General features: G+C 70.3%; 16 protein-coding genes and 2 pseudogenes. 3 read left to right on the top strand and 15 right to left on the bottom strand.

Annotated elements, in window-relative coordinates; all coding sequences use genetic code 11:
- Position 1 precedes the first annotated feature (1 nt).
- The 6 genes from ABC319_RS08690 to ABC319_RS08715 are packed head-to-tail and all read right to left on the bottom strand — an operon-like array spanning position 2 to position 6,429.
- Complete coding sequence (locus ABC319_RS08690; RefSeq protein ID WP_413069838.1) at positions 2-1,321, bottom strand: FliI/YscN family ATPase; 1,320 nt, start codon at positions 1,319-1,321, stop codon at positions 2-4.
- Between the two features lie 9 nt (positions 1,322-1,330).
- On the bottom strand, positions 1,331-2,053 hold the full coding sequence (locus tag ABC319_RS08695) for a FliH/SctL family protein (protein ID WP_413069839.1): 723 nt from the start codon (positions 2,051-2,053) through the stop codon (positions 1,331-1,333).
- Complete coding sequence (gene fliG, locus ABC319_RS08700; RefSeq protein ID WP_413069840.1) at positions 2,046-3,059, bottom strand: flagellar motor switch protein FliG; 1,014 nt, start codon at positions 3,057-3,059, stop codon at positions 2,046-2,048. Before fliG ends, ABC319_RS08695 begins: the two co-directional genes overlap by 8 nt.
- Entirely contained in the window at positions 3,056-4,735 is a 1,680-nt protein-coding gene (fliF, locus tag ABC319_RS08705; RefSeq protein WP_413069841.1) for a flagellar basal-body MS-ring/collar protein FliF, read from the bottom strand. The genes fliG and fliF overlap by 4 nt, the downstream gene beginning before the upstream one ends.
- A 3-nt stretch (positions 4,736-4,738) precedes the next feature.
- Positions 4,739-5,095, bottom strand: a complete 357-nt coding sequence (gene fliE / locus ABC319_RS08710; protein ID WP_413069842.1) for a flagellar hook-basal body complex protein FliE — start codon at positions 5,093-5,095, stop codon at positions 4,739-4,741.
- On the bottom strand, positions 5,092-6,429 hold the full coding sequence (locus ABC319_RS08715) for a sigma-54 interaction domain-containing protein (protein WP_413069843.1): 1,338 nt from the start codon (positions 6,427-6,429) through the stop codon (positions 5,092-5,094). Before ABC319_RS08715 ends, fliE begins: the two co-directional genes overlap by 4 nt.
- A gap of 283 nt (positions 6,430-6,712) precedes the next feature.
- On the opposite strand from ABC319_RS08715, the pseudogene ABC319_RS08720 reads away from it, so the two are divergent.
- A pseudogene (locus ABC319_RS08720) lies at positions 6,713-7,573 on the top strand (flagellin N-terminal helical domain-containing protein); the annotation flags it as partial.
- Between the two features lie 498 nt (positions 7,574-8,071).
- Positions 8,072-8,332, top strand: a pseudogene (locus ABC319_RS08725) (flagellin); the annotation flags it as partial.
- A gap of 120 nt (positions 8,333-8,452) precedes the next feature.
- Here the strand turns inward: ABC319_RS08725 and ABC319_RS08730 are convergent.
- From ABC319_RS08730 to ABC319_RS08770, 9 genes are all read right to left on the bottom strand, one after another.
- Positions 8,453-9,130, bottom strand: a complete 678-nt coding sequence (locus ABC319_RS08730; protein ID WP_413069844.1) for a hypothetical protein — start codon at positions 9,128-9,130, stop codon at positions 8,453-8,455.
- Positions 9,131-9,208: 78 nt separating this feature from the next.
- A complete protein-coding gene (locus ABC319_RS08735) occupies positions 9,209-9,958 on the bottom strand; it encodes a FliA/WhiG family RNA polymerase sigma factor (RefSeq protein WP_413069845.1) in 750 nt (249 codons plus the stop codon).
- On the bottom strand, positions 9,955-12,030 hold the full coding sequence (gene flhA / locus ABC319_RS08740) for a flagellar biosynthesis protein FlhA (protein WP_413069846.1): 2,076 nt from the start codon (positions 12,028-12,030) through the stop codon (positions 9,955-9,957). Before flhA ends, ABC319_RS08735 begins: the two co-directional genes overlap by 4 nt.
- A 1-nt stretch (position 12,031) precedes the next feature.
- The gene (locus ABC319_RS08745; protein WP_413069847.1) at positions 12,032-12,880 is read right to left on the bottom strand and encodes a lysozyme family protein; all 849 of its coding nucleotides are present in this window, start codon (positions 12,878-12,880) and stop codon (positions 12,032-12,034) included.
- Between the two features lie 104 nt (positions 12,881-12,984).
- Positions 12,985-13,299, bottom strand: a complete 315-nt coding sequence (locus ABC319_RS08750; RefSeq protein ID WP_413069848.1) for a flagellar protein FlgN — start codon at positions 13,297-13,299, stop codon at positions 12,985-12,987.
- Positions 13,286-13,573, bottom strand: coding sequence for a flagellar biosynthesis anti-sigma factor FlgM (gene flgM / locus ABC319_RS08755; RefSeq protein WP_413069849.1), 288 nt, complete (start codon positions 13,571-13,573; stop codon positions 13,286-13,288). Before flgM ends, ABC319_RS08750 begins: the two co-directional genes overlap by 14 nt.
- A gap of 67 nt (positions 13,574-13,640) precedes the next feature.
- Positions 13,641-14,153: a flagella basal body P-ring formation protein FlgA gene (locus ABC319_RS08760; RefSeq protein WP_413069850.1), complete on the bottom strand. Its 513-nt coding sequence runs from the start codon at positions 14,151-14,153 to the stop codon at positions 13,641-13,643.
- The gene (locus ABC319_RS08765) at positions 14,150-14,659 is read right to left on the bottom strand and encodes a flagellar motor protein MotB (RefSeq protein WP_413069851.1); all 510 of its coding nucleotides are present in this window, start codon (positions 14,657-14,659) and stop codon (positions 14,150-14,152) included. Before ABC319_RS08765 ends, ABC319_RS08760 begins: the two co-directional genes overlap by 4 nt.
- A complete protein-coding gene (locus ABC319_RS08770) occupies positions 14,656-15,297 on the bottom strand; it encodes a motility protein A (protein ID WP_413069852.1) in 642 nt (213 codons plus the stop codon). The genes ABC319_RS08765 and ABC319_RS08770 overlap by 4 nt, the downstream gene beginning before the upstream one ends.
- Positions 15,298-15,623: 326 nt before the next feature.
- On the opposite strand from ABC319_RS08770, the gene flgB reads away from it, so the two are divergent.
- Positions 15,624-15,971: a flagellar basal body rod protein FlgB gene (gene flgB / locus ABC319_RS08775; protein WP_413069853.1), complete on the top strand. Its 348-nt coding sequence runs from the start codon at positions 15,624-15,626 to the stop codon at positions 15,969-15,971.

Raw genomic sequence — 15,971 nt, forward strand, 5'->3', positions numbered from 1 at the left:
CTCAGCCGTCGCCGAACACGCCGGTCAGCTCGGCCGCGGCGGTATCCAGCGGCACCACCTCGTCGGCATCCTGGCGGATATAGTCGGTGATCGCGGGGTGATAGGCGATGGCGGCGTCGATCGCGGGATCGGCCCCCGCGCGATAGGCGCCCATCAGGACGAGATCACGGTTCTCCTCGTATGTCGCCAGATGGCGGCGCAGCACGCGGGCGGCGAGCACATGGTCGCGCCCGACGATATCGTTCATCACCCGGCTGACCGAGGGACCGACGTCGATCGCCGGGTACACGCCGCGCTCCGCCAGGGCGCGCGACAGGACGATATGGCCGTCGAGGATCGAGCGGGCGGAGTCGACGACGGGATCGTTGCCGTCGTCGCCATCGGCCAGCACCGTGTAGATCGCGGTGATCGAGCCGGGGCCCTGCGCATCGGCGCCGGCGCGCTCGATCAGGTTGGGCAGCATCGCGATCGCGGAGGGCGGATAGCCGCGGGCGGAGGCGGGCTCGCCCAGCGCCAGCCCGATCTCCCGCCCGGCATGGGCAACGCGGGTCAGCGAATCCATGATCAGGAGGACGCGCTTGCCCTCCGCCCGGAACGCCTCGGCGATCGCATGGGTGCGGAGCGCGCCGCGGATGCGGAGTACCGGCGAATGATTGGCGGGCACCGCGACGACGACGGAGCGGGCGCGCGCCTCGCCCGCCACCTTGGTTTCGAGAAAGTCGGCGACCTCGCGGCTGCGCTCGCCGATCAGGCCGATCACGACCACATCGGCCTGCGCGGCGCGGACCATCATGCCCAGCAGCACCGACTTGCCGACGCCCGAGCCGGCCATGATGCCGATCCGCTGCCCCTGCCCCACGGTCAGCAGGCCGTTGATCGCGCGGACGCCGACGTCGAGCGGCTGGAGCACGCGACCACGGTCCAGCGGGCCCTGGAGCTTGCCCGCCAGCGGCCAGCGGCCGGCGCCGCGGATCGGGCCGAGGCCGTCGATCGGCTTGCCCGCGCCATCGACGACACGGCCCAGCATCGCCGCGCCGACCTCCGCCTCGCCGGGCGCACCGACGGGACGGACGCAGGCGCGCGGCAGCAGCGGCGCGGGGCCGCCCAGGTTCATCAGCAGCGTGCGATCGCCGCGAAACCCGATCACCTCGGCGTCCACGGTGTCGCCGATGCGGCAGACGGTGCCGACCGGCAGGGTCAGCCCGACCGCCTCCATCAGCAGCCCGTCATACGAGGCGAGGCGACCGGACACCGTCGGCGTCGGGCGGAAATCGGCGTTGGCGAGCGTGCCGAGATAGTCGGCGGTGAAACGGTTCAGCATCGTCGCCCTTCAGGCCGCGGCGGTCATGGCGGGCAGCGGCACCAGATCGATCGCCGCGGCGAGCTGCTCCAGCCACATCGCCGGACCATCCTCGACCACCGTCGACGCGCTTTCGAGGACGAAGCTGCCGCGATCCAGCGTGACATCGCCGACCGGGAAGATGGTGGCGGGCAGCCGCCCGTCGAGCAATGCGACATCGTCCGGATGGACGCGCAGCAGCGCCGATTCGGCGGCGTCGGCGAGCATGCCGGTGGCGACGTCGATCCGTGCCGCCAGCCGCTCCGCCGCGACGCCGACATCGCCGACGATGCGGGTGACCAGCAGCAGCACCGTCTGGCGCAGCTGCGTCGCCATCGCCTCGCGATCGATGCGGTCGCCGGCCAGCGATCCGGCGATGCCGGCGAGCAGCGTGTCGTCGCGCACCTGGGTGGCACTGGCGGCGGCAGCGGCGGCGGCGAGTCCCTCGGCATAGCCGGCGGCGTGCGCGGCCTCCACGGGATCGATGAACGGCGTCGGCTCCGCCTCGGCATCCAGTGGATTCCAGCCGGCGGTGGGGTTCTCGGCCCGGTTAGCGGGGCTGAAATGCTTCGGCCCGCCCTCTCCCATGGCCGGCGGCGCGAAGCGCGCGCGCGGGTCCGCGGGTGAGAAGCCGGCGGCGGGCGCGAAGGCGGCGCGGAGCAGCCCGGCGGCGACCTCGTGACGGGCGGCGAAGCCGGCGACGAACTCAGACATAGTCGTCCTCGCCCGCGCCCATCTGGATGGTGCCGTCCTTGGCCAGGTTGCGCGCGATGGCGATCATCGCCTTCTGCGCCTCCAGCACCTCGGCCAGCTTCATCGGTCCGCGCGCCTCCATCTCGTCGCGGATGCCGTCGGCGGCGCGCGCCGACATGCAGCCCAGGAAGCGGTTGCGGATCGCCTCGTCGACGCCCTTCAGCGACTTGACCAGCACCTCGCCGTCGACGTTGCGGATCAGCGTGCCCAGGTTCTTGTCGTCCATCTCCAGCAGGTTGTCGAAGACGAACAGCGCCTCCTCGATCGCCTTGGCGACGTCGCGGTCGATCTTGAACAGTTTGGGCATCACCCGCTGCTCGACCGACTTGCGCGCGCCCGACAGGATCTTTGCCGCCTCGCGCGCGCCGCCCAGCGACACCTGCTGGCCGCCGCCGGTGCCGCTGCGCTGGGCGAGCAGCTGCTTCAGCGTCTCGACCGCCTCGGGCGTGATCGGACCCAGCTTGGCGATGCGGTGGAGGATGTCGGGCTGCATGTACTCGGGCAGGATCTCCAGCACCTGGCCGCCGACCGCGGGATCGAGATTGGCGATCAGGACGGCGGCGATCTGGGGGTGCTCCTTCTCGATCATCGCGGCGATGTCGGCGGGCTCCATCCAGTCGAGCAGCTCCAGCTCGCACGCCGCCTCCGCGGGCGTGATGCGGGCGAGCACGCTCTCCGCCTTCTCGGCGCCCAGCGCGCGATTCATCACGGCCTCGACCTTGGGGCGGGGATCGAAGGTGATGCCGGTCCGCTCACGGGCGCGGCCGACGAAATCGTCCAGCACGCCCTCCACCTCCTGCTCGGACACGTCGGCGACCGCGAACATCGCGGCGCCCAGCTGGCGCACCTCGTCGGGCTCCAGCTTCTGGAGGATCGCGGCGGCCTCTTCCTCGCCGACGATCATCATCAGGACCGCGGCCCGCTCGATCCCGGTATAGGCCCGCGGAGGGGCGGCGAGTGCGGTCACTTCGCGTCGGCCTTAATCATGTCGCGGACCGCCAGCGCAGCGCGCGCCGGATTGTCGCGGGTGAAGCCGCGGACCGCACCGATCCGCTCGTCATACCCTTGCGTCGCCTGCATCTGGTCGAGGCTGACAGGGGTCGCGACCATCGGCATCGGTGCGGTCGGCTGGCCGTCGGGGCCGATCGCCGGCTGCGCGGTGGCGAGCCGCGGCTCGACCGCGTCGTCGCGCTTCTTCATCAGCGCCTTGGCGAGCGGACGAACGCCCAGGAACAGCACGAGGAGCGCGATCAGGATCGCGGTCAGGTTGCGTGCCAGCATCGGCAGCCAGCTGTTGTCGTACCATGGCGCCTTGTCGGCCATGTCGGTCGGCGCGCCGGCGAACTGGCGGCTGATGACGGTGACATTGTCCTGGCGCTGCTGGTCGAAGCCGACCGCGCTCTTCACCAGATCGGTGATCTGGTTGATCTCCATCTGCGTGCGGCGCCCCTTCTCCGGTTCGCGCAGGACGACCGCGACCGACAGGCGCTTGACCGATCCCGGTGCCGCGCGGGTCACCGACACCTCGCGGCCCAGATCGTAGGCGCGCTGGTAGCTGTCGGACTGCTTGGCGGGATCGGGCGCAGGTCCGCCGGCGACCGGCTGCGGCCCGCCGCTGGCACCGACCGCGGGGGTCGGGACCTGGAGCATGCTGGCGGGTGGCGGCGTGTTCGACAGCGCACCGGGGATGCCGCCGGGGCCGCCGCCGGTCTTCTGGTCGCCGGTCCACTGGCCGGTCTCGGCGCGCAGCGCACCCTGCTTCTCGTAGCTTTCGCGCGTCGCCTGCGTCTCGTCGAGATTGACGTCGGCCTGCACCTCGGCGGAGAAATTGCCACCGCCCAGCAGCGGGGTGAGCAGCTGGGTCAGCTGCTGGCGGTACTTGTCCTCGACCCGGCGCTGGAAATCGATGCGCTCGTCACCCATGATGCTGGCGGCGTCGCGGCCGGCCGCCTTGGTCAGCAGCGCGCCGGCCTGATCGACGATGGTGACCGCGTCGGGCTTCATCCCCGGCACCGACGAGGCGACGAGATTGATGATCGACGACACCTGCGCGTCGGACAGGCTGCGCCCGGCGGCCAGCTTGACGATGACGGAGGCCGACGGCGCGGCGTTGTCGCGTACGAACACCGATGCTTCCGGCGTGGCGAGGTGCACGCGCGCCTCGATCACCGCATCGATGTCCTGGATCGAGCGGGCGAGTTCGGTCTCGCGCGCCTGGCGCAGGCGCTCGCCCTCCACCGCGCGGCTGACGCCCATCGGCAGCTGGTCGAGGATCGCATAGCCGCCCGGCGCCTGTTTCGGCAGGCCCTGGCTGGCGAGCAGCATGCGTGCGCGGCTGTAGCTTTCCTCGTCGACGGTGACGGCGCCGGTCGCGTCATCGACATGCGCGCCGATATTGGCCTGTTCCAGCGACTGGACGACCGCCGCCTTGTCGGCATCGGCCAGACCGGCGAACAGCGTCTTCTGCGTCGGCGTCGACAGCGTCGCCCAGGCGAGCGCGGCGGCGCCGACCAGGCCGACCATCAGCGCCATCGGCGCGGCGCGGCGCACGGCCGGCTGGGCCATCACGCCCTTCATCTGCTGAAGGGGATTGGCGAACCGTTCCGGCAGCGCGGCGGGTGTCGTGGTGAGGGCGGTGCTCATCGATTATACCGGCATGCTCATGATGTCCTTGTAGGCGGACAGCAGTTTGTTGCGGACTTGCAGCGTCGCCTCGAACCCGACCGACGCCTGCTGGCGGGCCAGCATCACCTTGGCGATGTCGACCGTCTCGCCGCGTTCGTAGCTGTCGCTGATCTTGGCCGCGGCGTTCTGGCCCTCGTTGACACTCTTCAGCGCACCGTCGAGCGTGTCGGCGAAGCTGGTCGGCTTCGCCTCGGCCGGGCCGGTCGGCACCGGCGCGCTGCTGGCCCGGGCGAGTGCCTGGTTGCGCTCCAGGATTTGGGCCCTGAGCTGCATCACCCGGTCGACGCCGCCGACGCCGCCCACTCCACCGACGCTCATGCGGTGGCCTTCCAGTCAGTGGCGACGGGAACGATGTCCTCGCCCTGCTCGCGCGCCTTCGCCAGGCGATAACGCAGAGTCCGCTCCGAAATGCCGAGGCGGCGCGCGGTCTCGATCCGGCTGCCACCGCACGCCCGCAGGGTGTCGCGGATCGCCGCGAACTCGCTCATCTGGACGACCTTGCCGAGCGATTCGGGCACCGTCGCATCGGCCCGCGACACCGGCTGGGCGGCGGCGTGGATCGGGGTGACCTCCGCCGGGATCGTCCGTGCGAAGCTCATCGTGACCGGGCGGTCGAAGACGATGTCGGTCGCCTCGATCGTATCGCCGCCGGCGAACAGCAGCGCGCGCTGGATCACGTTCTCCAGTTCGCGAACGTTGCCGGGCCAGTCATAGTCCTTCAGCTTCTCGATCGCGTCGGTGGTCGGCCACGGCACCACGGCGCGGGTGCCGGCATGGCGCAGGATCATCGTGGCGGCGAGTGCGGGGACGTCCTCCGGACGGTCGGCCAGCGCCTTGGTGGTCAGCGGGAATACCGCCAGCCGGTAATAGAGATCGGCGCGGAAGCGGCCGGCGGCGACCTCCGCCTGGAGATCGCGGTTGGCGCAGGCGATGACGCGGACGTCGATCGGCTGCGGCACCGACGCGCCGATCGGCACCACCTCGCGCTCCTGCAGCACGCGCAGCAGCTTGGCCTGGAGCGACACCGGCATCTCCGCGATCTCGTCGAGCAGGATGGTGCCGCCGTCGGCCGCGCGGAAGAAGCCCTCGCCGCCCGACGAGGCGCCGGTGAACGCGCCCTTCTGATGGCCGAACAGCAGCGCTTCCAGCATCGTCTCGGGCAGGGCGGCGCAGTTGATCGCGATGAACGGCTTGTCCCGGCGATCCGAATTCAGGTGGATGGTGCGGGCCAGCACTTCCTTGCCGGTGCCGGTCGGGCCGTTGATCAGCACGGTGATGTCAGCCTGCGCCACCCGTTCGGCCAGCGCGAACAGCGCCAGCGTCTCCGGATCTGCGGCGGTCGGCAGGTCGGGCCCGCCGGCCATGGCGCGGACGAAGGCGTTGCCGACCGCCGCGTCCGACGATCCGAACGCGATCCGGTGCGGGCCGCCGTCGCGCGACGGGGCGATGCGCCGCCCGTCGGCGCCCTCCGCCTCGCCGACGATCAGCGTGCGTGCCGGCAGCAGCACCGATTCACCCTCCGCGACCATGAACAGGTCGCCGGCCCGCGGCTGGGTATCGGGCGCACCGATCGCGAACCCCTGCGCGCGCAGCGACGAGATCATCGCGTAGCGGTTCCGGGTGATCGCGGCAGAGGGGAAGATCGTTCGCATGGTGGTCCTCGGGTTCGACACCCGATTGCACCGTTGAAGGTAAACCGCCGGTAAACTCCTGCCCCCTGCCGGCAGATATTTTCCGGGCGCGCGGGTCTGCGCCCCCGCCCGTGCCGGCGCCCGCCCCCGCGGGGCAATCCCCGCACGTACGAGGGACCGGCGATCGTCGGGGGCAATGCAATTTCCCGCTTAAGCCCGGCGCCGGCCGGTCGTTCCTTGCTGTGACGGCTCGGCCCTCCGCTCTGGGGGCGGCGGTAGAAGCGTCAAGACGGAGACCAGAATCATGACCGTTATCGGAACCAACACCTCGGCGCTGCGCGCCGCCAATGCATCGATGGGCGCCAATTCCGCGCTGTCGACCGCCATGGAGCGCCTGTCGACCGGCAAGCGCATCAATTCGGCCAAGGACGATGCCGCCGGCCTGGCGATCGCCAGCCGCATGACCAGCCAGATCAAGTCGATGGCCGTCGCGGTCCGCAACGCCAACGACGGCATCTCGATGGCGCAGACCGCCGAAGGCGCGCTGGGCGAAGTCACCACGATGCTGCAGCGCATGAAGGAGCTGGCGACCCAGTCGGCCACCGGCACGCTCGGTTCGTCGGAGCGCGCTGCGCTCCAGTCCGAAGTGAAGCAGCTGACCAGCCAGATCAACGACATCGCCAAGACCACGAACTTCAACGGGCTGAACCTGCTCGACGGGTCGGTCAAGAACCTGAAGCTGCAGACCGGCACCGCCGCGACCGACACCGTGTCGGTGACGATGGGCGCCGTGTCGACCGACGATCTGGGCCTCGCCAACAAGGGCCAGTCGATCACCGGCCGCGTCGCCGGCGGCGCAGTCGGCGCCACGCTGCTGATCAACGGCAAGGTCGCCTTCACCGGCGGTACGACGATCACCACCACCGATGCCGCCAAGGATCTGGCCGCCAAGGTGAACGCGAATGCCGCCCTGGGCGTCACCGCGGTCGCATCGAACAGCTACAGCACCACCGGCGCCGTCGCCGGCACGATCGCAGCGGGCACCATCAACGGCAAGGCGATCGGCGCACAGACCGACACCGCCGCGCTGGTCAAGGCGATCAACAGCAACTCCGCGACCTACGGCGTCACCGCCGAGATCGAATCGGACGGCCGCGTCACCCTGTCGAACACCGACGGTTCGGACATCGCCGCCACCGGCAGCGCGTTCGGCACCGTCACGGCGCAGACCGGCTACGTCTCGATGACGAACAAGGACGGCTCGGCGCTGACGATCAGCAGCACGGTCGCCACCGACCTGAGCCGCACCGGCCTCAATGCCTCCGACGGTCAGTCGATCACCGGCACGATCGTGACGGCCAGCACCGCGCTGGCGGTCAACACGCTGAAGGTGAACGGCTTCGCCGTCCCGGCGGCAGCCTCGACCGCGGGCGCCAGCGCGCAGGCCGATGCCTATGTCACCGCGATCAACAGCGTCACGGCGCAGTCCGGTGTCACCGCATCGAACAATGCCGGCGTCCTGACCCTGTCGTCGACCACGGGCGGTCCGATCCGCCTGGAGGGCACAGGAGCGGCCGTGATCGGTCTGAACGCCTCGGGCGGCTCGGGCAACGAGACGATGCCCGTAGACATCTCCAGCCAGGCCGGCGCCAGCGCCGCGATGGGCCAGATCGACGCGGCACTCGACAAGATCTCGTCGGTGCGCGGCAATCTGGGCGCGGTGCAGAGCCGCCTGTCGGTGACGGTCAACAACCTGACCACCACCACGACCAACCTGACCGACGCCCGCAGCCGCATCGAGGACGCCGACTTCTCGACCGAGACGACGGCCCTCGCCAAGGCGCAGATCCTCAGCCAGGCCTCGACCGCGATGCTCGCCCAGGCGAACCAGTCGCAGCAGTCGGTGCTGAAGCTGCTCCAGTAATCCGGTTCGGTGCCGGCACCTGCCCCCACGGATTGGGGTGTCGGCGCCGGCCCTTCCCTCCGGGAGGGGCAGCAAGAACCCCGGCGTTTCCCTTGCGGGGAACGCCGGGGTTTTCGTTCGTCAGAAGGAGAAGGACGTCAGCAGCAGGACGCCGGTCTGGAGAGTCTCGCGGTAGCGGACCTCGGTTTCGCCATCCGGCGCCGGCTGGTTGGCGACGAAGCCGTCGCCGAGGATACGGGTGTTCGGATCGAACACCAGCCCGACGCCGATGTTGAAGCTTTGGGTGCTCTTTTCCCGACGGAAGCCGAACATCAGCCCCGCTCCTATCGCATCGATGATCTCGCCCGATCCGGGCTGGATCGCGATGAACGGGCCGATGCCGCGGTCGTCCCTGCTACCGGGTTTGAAGAAGTAGTGCGACTCCAGCATGATGCGGGCACGCCCATTGTCCTGGTCGGTCACGCGAACGGTACGGTCGACCAGTTGGGCCTCGCTGACCCGGTCGCGATCACCGATGTCGATCGTCAGCGACAGCCCGACGCCGAGCTTCAGCCCGGCGAAGCTGCCCGGTCCGTCGCTATCTTGGCCCCCCGGTGCGGGCTCGTCCTCGTCCGGTGCCAGCGTCTTCAGCCGTTCCGCGATCTTGTCCTGCTCGGCTTTCAGCGCCTCGCTGCGGTCATCCAGCCGCGCCTTCTCGACGCGCGGACTGTCGGCCGCCGGCGGCGCGGCCTCCTGCGCCGCCGCCGTCATCGGCAGCGACGCCGCCAGCATATAGCCGGCCAGATCTCGATATCGCATGGTCCCAATCCCCCGATTGAGACGCCAGCATCCGCGATCGATCGCGGATCGTCGAACGGAACAAGGTCCGTTTCGGTTTTATCTACGCTGCAGCGCCTTTTTCAGCCTGGCGTGGGCGCTGGCCTTGATCTGGCAGACGCGGGCGGAGCCGACGCCGAAGACCTGGCCGATCTCCTCGAGGTTCAGTTCCTCGACATAATAGAGCTGGATCACCTGCGCCTCCCGCTCGGGCAGGGCCGAGATGGCGGCGATCAGGGCGGAACGCAGCTCGCCGTCGGCCAGCTGTGCGAAGGCGTCCGGACTGTCGTCGGCGAACCAGGGCAGATCGTCCGAATAGACCTCGTCGATCGAATCGAAGCGGACCGCATCGGCGGACTGATAGTCGGCACGCAACCGCTCGACCGAAACGCCCAGCTGTGCCGCCAGCGCGCCCTCCGCGGGCGGCTGGCCGGTCAGCGCGGTCAGCTTGTTCACCGCATCGGCATATTGCCGCCGTCGGCGCATCGCACCGCGGGTCGTCGTCGCCTGGCGGCGCAGCTCGTCGATCATCGCGCCGCGCAGGCGGGTGACCAGATACTGCTTGAACGTCACCTGCCCGCGATCCTCGAACGCGGCCGCGGCCTCGACCAGCGCGACGAGGCCGACCTGGACCAGATCCTCGACCTCGACGATCGTCGACATCGATCCGTGGACATGCCACGCGATGCGGCGGACCAGCGGCAGGTGCTGGCGGATCAGCGTCTCGCCCTCCCCGCCCGGCTTCTGCGCGGGCCGGTAGGTGAGCGGCGCGGCGTTGTCGAACGCGCCCTTCATCGGTTCCGCGCTCATGCCGCCAGCGCCTGCTGCTGGTGCGGCCCGCCGATCACGGCGACGACCTCGACCGCCTTCTCCTCGGGTACCTCGAAGAAGGACAGGACCGGCGTGTCGGGCAGCACGGTGCGCACCAGCTTGCGGATCGACAGGCGCAGCGCCGGCTGGACGACCAGCGCGAACGGCTTGGCCTCGGCGATCAACGGCTGTGCGGCCATCTGCAGCGCCTCGACGATGCGGCGGCCCAGATCGGGTTCGATGACGTGCCGGCGCGCGGTGTCGGCGCGGGCGGCCTGGCCCAGCAATGCTTCCAACTGTCCCTCCAGGGTCATGACGCGCAGGGGCTCGCGCACCCCGCACAGCTTCTGGATGATGAGCGGCCCCAGCGTCGGGCGGATCGCCTCGATGATGTCCTCCGGCTCCTGCGTGCGCGGCGCGACCGCGGCGATCGCGCCGGCGATCCGGCGGAATTCCTTGAGCGAGATGCCCTCGTTCAGCAGGCCCTTCAGCACCTGGGTCAGCTGCGTCAGGGGCAACGGCTGCGGGCACAGCGAGGCGACGAGGTGCGCGGCGCGCTCCTTCAGGCCGTCGAGCAGGCTCTGCACGTCGTCGGGGCCCAGCAGCTCGGCGGCGTTCTGGCCCAGCGCGTGGTTCAGGTGGGTCGCCATCACGGTGCCCGGATCGACCACCAGATAGCCGGCGCCCGTTGCGACATCGGCGTCGGCGGCGTTGATCCAGGTCGCGTCCAGGCCGAAGGTGGGATCCTTGGTCTGCTTGCCCTTAAGCGCGCCGAACGCCTGACCGGTGTCGAGCGCCAGCATCTCGTCGGGCGAGACCTGATCCTCGCCGACGCAGACGCCGCCGATCATGATGCGATAGGTATAGGGGGCCAGGTTGATGTCGTCGCGGACCCGGCATTGCGGGACGACGAAGCCCAGTTCCTTCGACAGCTGGCGCCGCACGCCGGTGATCCGCCCCATCAGCGGCGCGCCGCGACGCTCGTCGACCAGCGGCACCAGCCCGTAGCCGATGTCGAGGTTGACCTGCATGCCGTCGGTCACCTCGTCCCAGCCGATCTTCGACGGATCGGCGGCCTCGGCGACGGGCGCCGCCTCGACGACGACCGGGCGACGCTCGATCTGGCGCAGCTTCCACGCGGCGAAGCCGGCGATGGCGGCGGCGGTCAGGATGACGAGGTGCGGCATCCCCGGGAAGACGCCCAGCAGGAACAGGATCACCGCCACCGGCGTCCAGGTGCGCGACGCGCCGAACTGGCCGCCGATCTGGCCGGCGAGGTCCTTGTCGGAGGACACGCGGGTCACGATCGCGGCGGCGGCGATCGACAGCATCAGGCTGGGCAGCTGCGCGACGAGCGCATCGCCGATCGCCAGCAGGATATAGCTCTTGGCGGCAGCCGCGATGGTCATGCCGTGGCTGACCGGGCCCAGGATCAGCCCGCCGATGACATTGGCCGCCAGGATCAGCATCGCGGCGACGGCGTCGCCCTTCACGAACTTGGACGAGCCGTCCATCGAGCCGTAGAAGTCGGCCTCGGTCGACACCTCGACCCGGCGCGCCTTCGCCTCGTCGGGCGTGATCAGGCCGGCGTTCAGGTCGGCGTCGATCGCCATCTGCTTGCCGGGCAGGGCATCGAGGGTGAAGCGGGCGGACACTTCCGACACGCGGCCCGCGCCCTTGGTCACGACGATCAGGTTGATGATCATCAGGATCGCGAAGACGAAGATGCCGACGACATAGTCGCCGCCAATCAGGAAGGTGCCGAACGCCTCGATGACATGGCCGGCGGCGCTCTCCCCCTCGTGCCCGTGAACCAGCACGATGCGGGTCGAGGCGACGTTCAGGCCGAGGCGGAACAGGGTGGCGAACAGGAGGACGGTCGGGAAGGCGGAGAAGTCGAGCGGCTTCTGCGCGTTCAGCGCGACCATCAGCACCGCCAGGCTGATCGCAATATTGGCGACGAAGAAGACGTCGAGCAGCGCCGCCGGGATCGGCACCACCATGACGACGACGAGGAGGAGGATCGCGAGCGGCAGCGCCGATCCGCGCGCCTGGGCCAGTATCCGCCCCATCTCAGCTGCCCATCCGTGCGAGCATCATATAGGCCAGCCGCGCCGTATCCGGCGTCGGCCGCATCATGCTGGCCTGCGCCCGCCCCTGCGTGCCGAAGCGGCCGAGGGTGGAGTTCGCCCAGGCCAGCGCGTCGGTCGCGCTCTCGTTGCTGCCGGTCACCACCGTCGTATCGTCGCCCATCGCCAGCGCCTGTGCCGCGAACGACAGGTTGGCGGCCTTCGTCTCGGCGACGCTGTCGGCGCCCTGCCCCAGCTTGCCGGCGAAGCGGCGGTAGATCTCGGACAGGGAGCGCGGCGATCCGTCATTCTCGTAGAAGACGCCGCGGTTCGCGCGGGCGGCGGCGGGGAACAGCGCGGCACCGCTGGTGTTCGGGTTCGCCTCCATCGCCGACAGGAACTTCGTCGCCCCGCCCAGTCCCAGGAAGTGCGCCATGTACAGGTCGGTACCGGTCGCCTCGCGGCCCAGCGCCTGGCCGATCGCCTGGCCGTTGTCCGACGCGTGGCTGGCCGCCATCAGGCTGGCGGCGGCGGGATCGTTGCGCAGGGCCAGGATCTGCTGGCGCATCGCCGGGCTCGACACGGTGAAGCGGCCCGACGACGTCTGGCCGATCGCATCCGCTGCCCAGCCCATGCCATGCTCGGCGCCGTGCTTCTTCACGACCGCGAGCCAGCTGGATTCGATGAACTGGAAAAGCCCCGTCGCCGACGAGCTGCCCGCGCGGGCGGTGGCGTTCAGGCCGCTCTCGACCTTGGCCTGACCCAGCAGATAGTCGAAGTCCACGCCCGTGCGACTGCTCGCAAAGGCGATGGCCGACGTGACGCTGGCAGTGGCGATGGGGTTGATGCTCACGAATACCGTTCCTGTTCGGACCGGTATCAGCAAGAGGCGTGCCATTTCCGGCGCAACGGCTGTCGCGCCTCGCGAGCCTCGCTCGCCCGCAGGAAGAAGGCGCGCTAGGCGTAGCTGCCGCGCATGCCCTGCGGTGCGCCGGCAAAGGCGTTGCCGGTCAGGGTTTGCAGGCGGCGGCGGGTATTTGCCGCCATCAGGTTGACGTAGATGCGGCACGTCTCGTTCAGGCGGTTCGCCTCGTCCGCCAGTTCGCGCAGGTCGGGGCCGGCGGGGCCGGTGCCGGTCGCGGCGATCGCGTCGATGCCGGCCAGCTTGTCGGCCGTGGCGCGTTCCAGCGCACGCACGTCGTTGGCCTTCAGCGCGGCGATCTCCGCGTGGAGCGCATCGATGATGCGGATCAGCGCGTCACGCCTTGTCATTGGGGTTCCATGCCAGCTTCAGGGCGATCATCTGGTCGGCGATCGTGGAGGGCAGCAGCGGAAACGTGCCCTTCGCGATCGCGGCCTTGATCTGCGACACCCGGTCGGAGTCGACCGGGGGCGAGGCCGCCAGCGACCTGGCAAGAGCCGTGGGGTCCGGGGCGGCGACTGGCGTCGTCGTCTCGGTCGTTGTGCTGCGCACGGGCGACACAGGGGCGGCCGACGCGATGCGCGTCACGCTTCCTGCTGCCTTGATACCGATCGATTCCATCATCTCCGCACCTTACCGGTTGGCTGACAATCGAGGAAACGACCGGTTGCGGGGGACCTTTAGTGTTTTTTTATTCCCAGCCCGGCAGCGCCGCCCGGCCGCTGGAAATCGCCACCGCCTGCACGGGCGCGGTCGCCCCCTCGACCCGGACCGCGAAGCGCGCGCCGGGCGCGGCATCGCCGGCGGCGATCCCCTCGCGCGTGATCGAGAAGCCGCTGGTGCCCGCCTCGATCGTCACCGGGTCGCCGCGGCGGATCACCGGTTCCGCCTTCGCTACCGGCAGTGCGCGCATGGGCACGGCGGCGGTCGGCGCAGGGGCGTTGGCCGGGCGGATCACCGGGACGAACAGCCGCCAGTCGGGGCCGCTGCATGCCACGACGACCGCGTCGTGCGCCTCGGTCCGCCATGACAGCGCGACCATCGGACAGGTCTTCAGCTTCAGCCGCGCGTCGATGCCGCCGCGCGGGCCACCCTCCGCGCCGGCCGGCTTGCCGGTGAAGGCGGCGACCGCGCGGTCGAGTGCGCCGATGTCCTGGAACGAGGGCGTGGCCGCTGCGGCGGCGAGGAGGAGAAGCGGGGTCATTGCGGGGTCCTGACGGGCTCGCCGGCAAAGGCGAGCGTGATGGTGACGGCGCGGGGGCCGGTGGCGGTGGCGACCGCGATGCGCGCCGGCGCCAGCGCCGCGAGATCGACGGCGACGGCGCGCGCACGATCGGCCGCGAGGATCGCGGCAGATCCCGTGGCGGGATCGACATCGCCGGTCGCGGCATCCGCGCTGCCGGTGACGGTCAGCTGGACGCGCGGATCGCGCAGCTCCTCGCGCGCCCAGTCGACGATCGCCGCCGACCCGCCGGGCAGTGCCGCCGAGCCGCTGGCGAATCCGTCCAGCCGGTTGGCGGCAACCGGCATCGGCGTCTCGACGGGCTTCAGCTCGGTAAAGCCGCTGCGCAGCGAGCGGGCGAGCGACGTCGGCTCGACCCGGCTCGCCTGGATCAGCACGAAGAAGCCGACCATCAGCAGCGCCAGATCGGCCAGCGTCACCAGCCATAGCGGCCGGCTCTGCACCGGCTCGGGCCAGTCGGCGGTCATGCGACGCTCTGCAGTGCGGCGGCGCGCGGCGCCTGTAGCGTGGCGAGCGCGGCGAGCGGCGCATCGAGCCGGGCGCGTTCCGATGCCTCGATCCGGCCCGCCGCGCGCAGGCGGGCGGCGATCGGCGCGAAGATCAGGTTGGCGAGCAGCGCGCCGTACAGCGTCGCCATCAGCGCCACGGCCATGCCCGCACCGATCTTGCTCGTGTCCTCCATGTCGGCGAACATCCGTGCCAGGCCGACCAGCGTGCCGACCATGCCCATGGCGGGCGCGGTCTCGGCAGCGGCGGCCCACATCTCGGCCGCGGCGACATGGCGGTCGATCCGGGCGCGGCGACGGTCGCGGACCAGCGCCTCGACCTCCTCCGGCTCGGCGCCATCGACGATCATGGCGATCGCCGCGGCAACGTCGCGGTCGGCGATCACCGCACGGTCGAGCTGGAAGACGCCGTGACGCCTGGCGATCCGGGTCAACGCCGCGACCTGGCGCAGCAGCCGCTCCGCATCGAAGCGCGCACGGCCGAGGACGCGGAGCGCCACCACCCCGCCGATCAGGTCGCGGGCGGGGGTCCGCAGGATCGTGACCAGCACCGTACCGCCACCGACGATGGCGAGGGCAACGGGGTCGAAGAGCGTCATCAGCTGCATGCTCGCGTATATGCAAGGCATGGGCCAACCTTCGCCCGGCGTGCTTTTCCGTCATCCCGTCCTTGAGCCGGGATCCCGCTTTTTATGGGCTTCATACGCGCGCCGAGATAGCGGGGCCCCGACTCGAGGCCCGGGACGACGGCAGTGATGGCCGCTGCCGCATCCCGGCAACCTTTGCCGGCCACCCGGCAACATCTTGCCGCTCGCCCTGCCGCACCCCGGCAACAGGGGCTTTTCCGCTATCTCCCCACCCTCCCCGCCGAAACTGGCACGCCGGTTGCTTATGTCCCGGTGCACACAGGGTGCAGGAGGCCGTCATGGCAGGAGACACGCTTTTCGGGGTACACGGGGCCGCACTCGAGGTGCGCGCCCAGCGCATGGGCGTGCTGGCGTCGAATATCGCCAACGCGTCCACCCCCGGCTTCAAGGCGCGCGACATCGACTTCCGGTCGGCGCTCGCCACCGCGGAGAACAGCGGCGGCGCCGGCAGCCTGGACGGATCGCTGAAGTACCGGGTGCCGCTCCAGACCTCGATGGACGGCAACACCGTCGAGCTGTCGGCCGAGCAGACCGCCTTCGCCGAGAACGCCGTCCAGTATCAGACGACCCTGTCGTTCCTGAACGGGCGCATCGGCCAGATCACCCGCGCGCTGAAGGGCGAGTAA

The organism is Sphingomonas phoenicis, from assembly GCF_047238005.1.
Taxonomy (GTDB): Bacteria; Pseudomonadota; Alphaproteobacteria; order Sphingomonadales; family Sphingomonadaceae; genus Sphingomonas.